This window comes from Bacillus sp. SIMBA_026, assembly GCF_046535335.1.
GTDB lineage: Bacteria > Bacillota > Bacilli > Bacillales > Bacillaceae > Bacillus > Bacillus velezensis.
Window position 1 is genome coordinate 1 of the sequence record NZ_JAWRWX010000023.1, and the last position, 562, is coordinate 562.

The 562-nt window shown below is 54.3% G+C and carries 1 pseudogene; it reads right to left on the reverse strand.

Features of this window, described 5'->3' with window-relative positions:
* Nucleotides 1-35: 35 nt before the first annotated feature.
* Nucleotides 36-562, reverse strand: a pseudogene (locus SB847_RS20475) (IS1-like element IS1B family transposase); the annotation flags it as partial.

Genomic DNA, 562 nt, shown 5'->3' on the forward strand with positions numbered 1-562 from the left:
GAGAAATAGTGCAGGCCGTCGGTAATGACTCCAACTTATTGATAGTGTTTTATGTTCAGATAATGCCCGATGACTTTGTCATGCAGCTCCACCGATTTTGAGAACGACAGCGACTTCCGTCCCAGCCGTGCCAGGTGCTGCCTCAGATTCAGGTTATGCCGCTCAATTCGCTGCGTATATCGCTTGCTGATTACGTGCAGCTTTCCCTTCAGGCGGGATTCATACAGCGGCCAGCCATCCGTCATCCATATCACCACGTCAAAGGGTGACATCAGGCTCATAAGACGCCCCAGCGTCGCCATAGTGCGTTCACCGAATACGTGCGCAACAACCGTCTTCCGGAGCCTGTCATACGCGTAAAACAGCCAGCGCTGGCGCGATTTAGCCCCGACATAGCCCCACTGTTCGTCCATTTCCGCGCAGACGATGACGTCACTGCCCGGCTGTATGCGCGAGGTTACCGACTGCGGCCTGAGTTTTTTAAGTGACGTAAAATCGTGTTGAGGCCAACGCCCATAATGCGGGCAGTTGCCCGGCATCCAACGCCATTCATGGCCATATC